The organism is Clostridium sp. CCUG 7971 (assembly GCF_017590215.1).
In the GTDB taxonomy this organism is placed as follows: domain Bacteria; phylum Bacillota; class Clostridia; order Peptostreptococcales; family Peptostreptococcaceae; genus Faecalimicrobium.
Genome location: NZ_JAFFPK010000071.1, coordinates 1 through 9234, shown reverse-complemented (window position 1 = coordinate 9234; position 9234 = coordinate 1). Strand labels below are relative to the sequence as shown.

The 9234-nt window shown below is 26.0% G+C and carries 8 protein-coding genes; 6 read left to right on the top strand and 2 right to left on the bottom strand.

Annotation, left to right across the window (positions count from 1 at the left end):
• On the top strand, positions 1-599 hold a 599-nt coding region (locus tag JWF52_RS10225), incomplete at its 5' end, for a hypothetical protein (protein ID WP_353654918.1).
• Between the two features lie 126 nt (positions 600-725).
• Complete coding sequence (locus JWF52_RS10220) at positions 726-1841, top strand: peptidylprolyl isomerase (protein WP_208333462.1); 1116 nt, start codon at positions 726-728, stop codon at positions 1839-1841.
• 41 nt (positions 1842-1882) lie between these two features.
• Here the strand turns inward: JWF52_RS10220 and JWF52_RS10215 are convergent, their stop codons facing one another.
• Positions 1883-3430, bottom strand: coding sequence for a nitrite/sulfite reductase (locus JWF52_RS10215; RefSeq protein ID WP_208333461.1), 1548 nt, complete (start codon positions 3428-3430; stop codon positions 1883-1885).
• Positions 3431-3874: 444 nt separating this feature from the next.
• On the opposite strand from JWF52_RS10215, the gene JWF52_RS10210 reads away from it, so the two are divergent.
• From JWF52_RS10210 to eam, 4 genes are all read left to right on the top strand, one after another.
• Entirely contained in the window at positions 3875-5398 is a 1524-nt protein-coding gene (locus JWF52_RS10210) for a hypothetical protein (protein ID WP_208333460.1), read from the top strand.
• Positions 5399-5681: 283 nt separating this feature from the next.
• Complete coding sequence (locus JWF52_RS10205; RefSeq protein WP_208333459.1) at positions 5682-6776, top strand: sensor histidine kinase; 1095 nt, start codon at positions 5682-5684, stop codon at positions 6774-6776.
• 79 nt (positions 6777-6855) lie between these two features.
• Complete coding sequence (locus tag JWF52_RS10200) at positions 6856-7065, top strand: hypothetical protein (RefSeq protein WP_208333458.1); 210 nt, start codon at positions 6856-6858, stop codon at positions 7063-7065.
• A 201-nt stretch (positions 7066-7266) separates the two neighbouring features.
• The gene (eam, locus tag JWF52_RS10195; protein WP_208333457.1) at positions 7267-8532 is read left to right on the top strand and encodes a glutamate 2,3-aminomutase; all 1266 of its coding nucleotides are present in this window, start codon (positions 7267-7269) and stop codon (positions 8530-8532) included.
• Positions 8533-8562: 30 nt separating this feature from the next.
• Here the strand turns inward: eam and JWF52_RS10190 are convergent, their stop codons facing one another.
• Positions 8563-8904, bottom strand: a complete 342-nt coding sequence (locus JWF52_RS10190) for a hypothetical protein (RefSeq protein WP_208333456.1) — start codon at positions 8902-8904, stop codon at positions 8563-8565.
• Positions 8905-9234 lie beyond the last annotated feature (330 nt).

Genomic DNA, 9234 nt, shown 5'->3' with positions numbered 1-9234 from the left:
AAGATATAAAAATAAAAAGAGGAAAAAGCATAAGAGCGATAGATGTTTATTCTGAAGAGATTAAAGAATTTAAAACTCATGCAGAGTGTAGCAAAAGGCTTAAAATACCAATGGATTATATAAAAGAAAACTTAAAATATGGATACACTGATTATTTAGGACAAGCTATAAATTATTTAAGTGAAGAATTAAAATTAGATATAGATGGAGAAAGTAGTTATTTAGAGAGTAATAAAACACCAATAGAACTATTTAATAATCTAAATAATAAAATTTTTACGACTAAGATGTCTGACTCTAAAAGAGAAGAGATTTTATGTAGTGAAAAAATAGATCCAGTAAAAATGCATTATAAATTTGAATGCATAGATGAGGAATATGATGAATATTTTACAAAATACAAATCTATAATCAAAAGAGGTGGAAAGAAAAGAGTAGAGTTAGTAGATAAAAAAGGTGAAGTTATAGAAAGATTTAGGTGTTTAGATGACTGTGCTAATTATTTAAATAAAGAAAAAAATGAAGTTGTAGATATGTTAAAATACAAAGATACAAAAGTAGGAAGGCATGAAATAAGATATAGTTTAAAGGGATTATAATTTCACATTAATTTCATAAGGGTTTCATTTTTTATTCACACATTTTAAAAATATATAATGTAGAATATAATTATAAGTATAAAAGCAATTATAAATGATAGCTAATTAATTTTAAGGAGGACAGAAATGTCAGAGGATAAAAACTTAATAAATACTGAAGAAAATAATGAAAAACAAGAGGGGGTAGAGTCTACAATTAATAGTGAACTAGAAGATTTACATACTACAAATAAAGAAAAAGTAGAATCTAAAAAAAATAAAAAAAACACAAAGGTGATAGTATTTACTGTAGTAGCTTCAGTAATATGCTTAACAGTTGGGTTTAGTTTAGGAAAGTCAGAAGGTAGAAAGCTACCAGCAACACATAAAAGCTATAGTGACAGTAAAGTAATAGCAACTGTAGGAGATACAAAAATAACAGGAAAACAACTTAGACAAAGAATGGAACCATTATTTTATATGAATGGTAAAAAAGAATTAACATCAGATGAGATAAAAGCTTATGAACAAAGTATGATAGATTATATGACGACGACAGAAGTATTATACTTAGCAGGCAAAGAAGCTAAAATTGAAGTAAGTAAGGACGATGTAGCTGCACAATACTCAAGTCTTATGGGTAGTATAGGAAAGCAGTTTGGGTTAGATGAACAAGCTTACTTAAAAGAATTTAAAATGAATAAAGAAGACATAGAAAAAGATTTAGAAAAAGAATTAATAGCAACAGAATATATGGCTAAAGAAACTGAGGTTACTGATAAAGAAGCACAAAATTATTACAACAAAAATAAAGATGAATTTAAAAAAGTAAAAGCATCTCACATATTAATACAAAATAAGGGTGATGATGGCAAAGCAGTAAGTGAAGAGCAAAAGAAAAAAAATAAAGAAAAAGCTGAAGGGATACTAAAAAGAGCGTTAGCAGGGGAAGATTTTACTGTTCTTGCTAAAGAATACTCTTCAGATTCAAGTTCATCAAATGGTGGAGATTTAGGATTTTTCTCTAAAGGGCAAATGGTAGAGCCTTTTGAAAAATCAGCATTTGCATTAAAAGTAGGAGAAGTAGATAAGAAGTTAGTAGAAAGTGATTTTGGATATCATATAATTAAAAAGACAGATGAAAAATATGATGAGTTTGATACTATAAAAGAAGATTTAAAAACTAAATTATCTTATGAGAAACAAAGTAATTTAGTAGATAATTTATTAGAAAAATATAATGTAAAATCAAAAGAAAAATAATAATAAAAGCCTTAGGATTATCCTAAGGCTTTTATTATTATTTATATCCTATATTTAGATGTTATTTCTTTTAACATATCAGGATTATTATTTATATATTCATAAAAATCACAGTCAATATTTTGTGCAATTTCTACTAACATTTTAGGTATATCACAAGCTTTGTAATCTCCTAAGGAATCACCTAATTTAGTTTTAGTAAATTCACAGCGGCCTCCAATATGTAATTCAAAAGCATCTACAGATTTACCATCAATATTTTTCATTTTACCAGAAAGTCCAATTTTACCTATTTGATGAACACCACATGAATTAGGACAACCAGATATATGTAGTTTAGGTATTTTATCTAAAAGACTATCATCTTTTTGTTTTTTAAAGTAATCTATTATTTCATTTAGCATTTTTTGAGTATTTTGTATTCCCATTTGGCAAATTGGAACACCAATACATGATACACTTTGCTCTAAGCTAGAAGTTCCACTTATAGATTTACTAACTTCTAAAATTCGTTTTGCTTCATTACCATCTAAGTTAATAATATATAATCCTTCAGTCATAGCAAGTCTTAGCATAGGATTCTTTACTTTATCTAATTCGTTAAGTATAGATTTTAGATCTTTAGTTAATAATTGACCACCTATAGGATGGATATAAACACTATAAAGTCCAGGTTGACATTGCTTTATTAATCTAGGATCACATATATCTATTTCTATACCTTTTTTATCATAATCTATAGGCTGTGGATAAAGATCAAGTTCACCTTTTTCCTTCTCTTTATTAGAAAATTCTTTGAATTTTTCTAAGAAGTCTTTTTCTCCAAGTTCTTCTATCATATATCTGACTCTAGCTTTATTTTTATTTTCGTAATTACCATAATCTACAAACATTTTAGTTAGACCTTCAACGTAATAAAGAACATCAGAAGGTTTTATAAGTTCATCAAGTTCTAAAGCTATTTTAGGATTTCTACCTAAACCACCACCAACAAATACTCTAAAGTAAGGTTCATTGTTTTTAGTAGTAGCAATAAATCCTAAATCTTGAACTGTACAGTGAGATTTATCAGTATAGTTACTAGAAAAAGATACTTTTAATTTTCTAGGTAAATGATAAGATGTTATTTTACTCATAAAATGTTTATCAGTAGCTACAGCATAAGGAGTAACATCAAATGACTCATCAATATCAACCCCAGAAAGTGGAGATAAACCAACATTTCTTGGATAATTTCCACCAGAACCTCTACTATATATGTCCTTTTGTAAGGCTTCTTCCATTATATTACATAAATCATCGACAGAAAGACCGTGAAGTTGTATGGCTTGTCTAGTAGTTAAGTGTATTTTCTCTATATTATATTTATTAGATATTTGGTATACCTTCTTAAGTTGGTGCTTAGATATAACTCCAGAAGATAGTCTAAGCCTTATCATAAAAGATTTTTTATCTCTTTGTGCATAAATACCATATCCACCAGAGAATCCTTTATATTCCATTTTAGAAATTTCACCACTTATAAATTTTAAAGTAGTTTCTTTAAAATTGGGAATTTCATCTAATAATATTTGTTTTAAATTTTGCATTTTCTCACCTCAGCAATATATTGATTACAAAGATATTATACACCTTATTAGTAAAAATTATGATATGTATATTGAATGATTATAATCAATAAAATATATGGAAAATACACTTAAATTAGTTGAAAAAATGTATAAAATATGGTTAAATAGTTAAATTATGGTTTATAATAACTATAAAACATGCTAAAAAGTATTAATAATAAATTTATAGTCTACAATTAGAGAGTATGCTATATTAAGCTGTCATTTGGGCAGTTTTTTAATATAATAAAGTATTAAGATTTAAAATATTAACCATGCTTTATTTTTATATACCTTTATAGAAAAATAAAGTATGATATTTAAAAGGAGAAATATATAATTATAAGAAATTAATATAACTATTAAGTCATTTAAGATTATTATTTACAGGTAGATATGAATATTCAAAAAGGAAGTGGTTATATGAGGTTTATAAAAGATAGACGCTATAGAGCTATTGCTATAGTCATATCTATACCTATACTACTTATTGCTCAATACTACCTTTTTAAATTTGGGATCATTAGACCGATGGTTAAGGGAGCAGAAGTTGAGATAGTAGATGGAGATTATATAAAAGATATAGATAAATTTATTATTAAGTTAGATGAAACAGTAACATTATCAAGTGGAAAGTATATAACGATACCTTCATACTCTAAGAAAGCTAATATTTGGTTTAATATATTAGATAAAAGTGGGACATTAAAAATAGAAGGAAATAAGCTAACTGGGGTTAAAGAAGGTATTTCATCAGTTGCAATAATGAAAAATACAAGAATCTTAAAAAAAGCAGATATAAAAGTAGTAGACCCACAAGTCATAGATTTAAAAGTTGATATTGATAATAACTTAAAATATGTGGGAGATAAAGCTACAATAAATTCTGTAATAGAAGTTGATTATGATAAATTCAAAGAAAAAGAAAAAGTTACCTACGAAAGTATGAATGAAAATGTAATCAAGATAAAAGGAAATAAGATAGAAGCTGTAGGAGTAGGAACAGCTAATATTTTAGTTAAAGCTAAGGGACAAGAACAAGTATTTAAGTATAATATCAAAGCTAAAGTAGAGAAAATAGATATAGCTGATGTATTTGAAGTTAAAATTGGTGAAAGTAAAAAATTAAGACCAAATATTATTACAAAGCCTAAAGGTTTAAAAGCTCCAAATATAAAATATGAATTGGTTGAGTCAAAATTACCAGTAGAAAGATCCATAAGTTTATATGCAGATGGAACTGTAGTAGCTATTAAAGAAGGTAGTGAAAAAGTGAAAATTAGTTGTGGAAATAAGTCAAAAATTATAACTGTAAATGTAGTTAAAGAGTCTATAACAAATAATAAAATAGAAAATTTAATATCAAGTTATGAAATTGTAGATAATAAAGCGGTTATACACTTAGAATGGGATCACTTAAAAGGTGTATATGGATATGATGTATTGGTAAGAAACAATTCTTTACAAGAAAGTGGATTTAGCATATATAAATCAGTAAAGGTTAATAATGAAGATATTGATAAGCCTATTAAAATAAAAACAACTATAGAAGTAAACTTAATAGATGGTAAATTACCAGATTTAAGTGTATACATTATAGGTAAAACTGATGTTGGAACAACAAAACCAAGTAATACTATAGAAATAAAACCTACACAAGATGATATACAAGATGTATCAGTTGAAAACTTATCATATAATGTAGATTATGAAAATAATGTTGCTAGACTTACATGGGATAATTTAAATATTGAAAATGTATCTTACAGTGTATATGCCAAAAATAATATAAATAATGACGGTTTTATATTATTACAAAATGGAATACAAAATAGTGAGTTTACAATTCCTTTAGGGAATGAAGAAGTAGATTTAGATGTCTATATAATCGCAAATCAAAATGATAAATACTCAAAACAAAGCAATATAATCAATATAAAAAAATAATTAATAAATAAAAAGTAGATTGATTTAAATCAATCTACTTTTTATTTTAAAATATGAAGTTTTAAAAATAGTTTAAAGTCAAAATAAATTACAAGATGAATATTGTAAAACAATGTGCTATAATTTAATCATATAGTCATAAATACTATTAAAATGGTAAACTTTATAATTATCGGGGGATTTATAAAGATTTATATACATAATTATTTTTTAGGGGATAAAATTTAGCCATATATAGGCGATATGAAATTTTTATATATTTATAAAGGGAGAATAGAGAAATATGTACAAGTATAAAGAATTATTATTTGGATGTCCTATTCCTTTTACTATAATTAGATATGAAGATAATAATTATAGAGTAAAAGAAAGTAATATTAATTTTGAAGAAGATATTTATGCAAAGATTAGAGATATAGAGAATAATGATACTATACAAAGTCTAGTAAAAGCTACTATTAAAGATACATCTAAAACTATAAATATAAAAAATATAGATGTTGAATATGAATTAGAGTCACAGAAACTATCAGAAAATGAAGTTATAATATGGTTTAAAATTAAAGAAGAAATAATTAAAGAACAGGCATGTGACATATCACATATGAATTTTTTGTCAAATTTAATTCATGAATTTAAGACACCTCTTAATCTTATATTTAGTTCTATGCAACTTTTAAATAAGAAAATAGACAATGATAATATTTCCAAAGGAGACATAAGTAAATATCTAAATATAATAAATCAAAACTCATACAGAATGCTAAAACTAGTAAATAATATAGTAGATGATAGTAAAATAGACATAGGACATGATGAGTATAATCCGATTAACCATGATATAGTCTCGTTTATAGAAAATATATGCGAATCAATAGATTCTTTTATTAAATTAAATAATATGACTCTAATATTTGATACAGATATAGAAGAGTTAGTAGTTGCTTTTGATATGGAAAAAATAGAAAGAATTATTCTAAATCTAATATCAAATGCAATCAAATTTAGAAAAGAAGATGAAGGTAATATTTTACTAAAAATATCAAGTGATGATGAATTTGTAAATATAGCAGTAAAAGATAATGGAATAGGCATATCGAAAGAGAATATAAAAAAAATATTTGGAAAATATGTAAGGCTAAATGATGAAAGAAGTATGATAAAAGAAGGCACGGGAATCGGACTATCTTTAGTAGAATCACTAGTAAAGTTACATAATGGAAGTGTTAGTGTTAACAGTTCATTTGGCAATTGGACGGAATTTATAGTTAAAATACCAAATATTAAATCGAATAAAAAATTAGAATATTCTATAAACTCAAATGAATTAGACAGAGTAGAGAAAATTAAAATAGAGTTTTCTGATATATATAGTTAAATTAAGAGTACCCCTTTGTAATAATGTGGTTTAAAAATACATATATTTTTATATACTGTATTTTAAGGGAGATGTTAGATTGAGAAGAAGATATGAGCAAATATCGAAAGCATCAAAGGGATTAGCTGAAGAAGCTTTTAAATCATACACAGGAAAAAAAGACTATAAAAGAGCTATAGAAATTTATAGTATATTAGCAACGTATAAGTGTGTTCCTGAGGATATATCGGATTTCTCAAAAAACATGCTTGGTAGGTTGAGCAAAAAAATAGAAGAAAACAAACAGTGATAAAAACCCCGTGTATTGTCAATATGCGGGGTTTTTACGTATAAAAACTTGAAAAACGTTTTTCTTTATGTTAGAATTTATTTTAAAATAAAAGTAATTTTTCATCAATGTAAATATTATTGCATTTTGTAAATTATATGAGTAGATAGCAAACATAAGAAAGGGGGAAATGCCAAGAAATATAACTTGGTATTAAAACTTATGAATGAACAAACTAAAATTTCATTAGAAAGAGCATCTCAACTTAAGTCAAGGATAGAGGATTATATTAGTATAAAATCGAGTATACCTAAAGGTATAGAAAGGCAAGAGGAGATAGAAAGTAGAAAGAAAAAAATATTGGAAATATTAGGTGGTAACGAGTCAGATTGGAATAACTACAAGTGGCAATTATCTAATAGGATAACAGATGCAGACACACTAGGTAAGCTACTTAATTTAACAGAAAAAGAACAAAATCATATAAAAGAAGTTCAAAGCCAATTTAGATGGGCAATATCTCCATACTACTTAAGCTTAATTGATCCAGATGATATATGTGACCCAATAAAGCTAATGTCGATACCAACGTGTATAGAGCTGGATGATGCTCAAGATGACTTAGATCCTATGGGAGAAGAATTTACAAATCCGGCAGGTAGTATAACTAGAAGATATCCAGATAGATTAATAATAAATGTAACAAATGAATGTGCAATGTATTGTAGGCATTGTCAAAGAAGAAGAAATATAGGACAAGAAGATTGCCATAGAAGCAAAAAAGTAATACAAGAATCAATCGATTATGTAAGAGAGAATGAAGAGATAAGGGATGTATTAATAACAGGAGGAGATCCATTAACGCTTAAAGATGATATGCTAGAGTGGATAATAAGTGAAATTAGAAGTATACCTCACGTTGATTATATACGACTTGGTACTAGAACATTAGTTACTATGCCTCAAAGAATCACAGATGAGTTTTGTGATATGATAAAAAAATATCATCCAATATATATAAATACTCATTTTAATCACCCAATAGAAATAACAAAAGAAACTAAAGAAGCTTGTGAAAAGCTAGCTAATTCAGGAGTTCCTTTAGGTAATCAAGCAGTTCTTTTAAATGGTATAAATAATGATAAGTACGTAATGCGATGTCTAAATCAAGAGCTATTAAAAATAAGAGTTAAGCCATATTATATATTCCATAGTAAGCATGTAAAAGGGACAAAACATTTTAATACATCAGTAGACGATGGTCTTGAAATAATGGAATATCTAAGAGGATATACATCAGGAATGGCTATACCAACATATATAGTAAATGCTCCAAAGGGAAAAGGTAAAACCCCATTATTACCTCAATACTTAATATCAAAGGGTACTGACTATATGATGATAAGAACTTGGGAAGGTGAAGTTGTAAAAATTGGAGACGAGCCTTCTGTAGACATTAGATCTTTAATAAAAAATGCTATTGAATAAAATAAAAAGAGTGGATGATATCCACTCTTTTTATTTTACTAATTCAAGGTATCCACTTGGATGGAAGAAGTAAATATCAGAAGTATTTTTATCAACAAAATATCCGATATCAGTATCTACATCAGGTAAAAACACATAACCTTGAAGATTTTTAGATTTTAAAGCATCAAATTGACTTGCATCACCTTGGAAGATGTAATCAACTTTATTATTGTAATTTAAAAGAAGTTGTTTAGCTTCTTCTTGAGTTAATATATGATTTTGTAATATAGATGCATTTTGGTTATTTTCTGCAAATATTAGTTGAGTTACAGGTTTAAATAAAAATAAAGATCCACATAAGATAAATGAAATTATAATTGCTTTTTTCAAATTAAACACCATCTTTCATAATTATATTAAATTTATACCATTTAAGGTACAACTTCTATATATAAATATTACCATAATAGGAAGTATATATAACAGTTACATACTTGTAATTTATAGTTACAATATCGTAATTAATTTATGTAAAAATAAACAGAAGTATAATTAATAACAGCTAATTTAGTAGATATAATTAATAACAGCTAATTTAGTAGATATAATTAATAACAGCTAATTTAGTAGATATAATTAATAACAGCTAATTTAGTAGATATAAAAAATAACCTTACTTATAAGTAAGGTTATTTTTAATTATTAATATCTATGTCAATA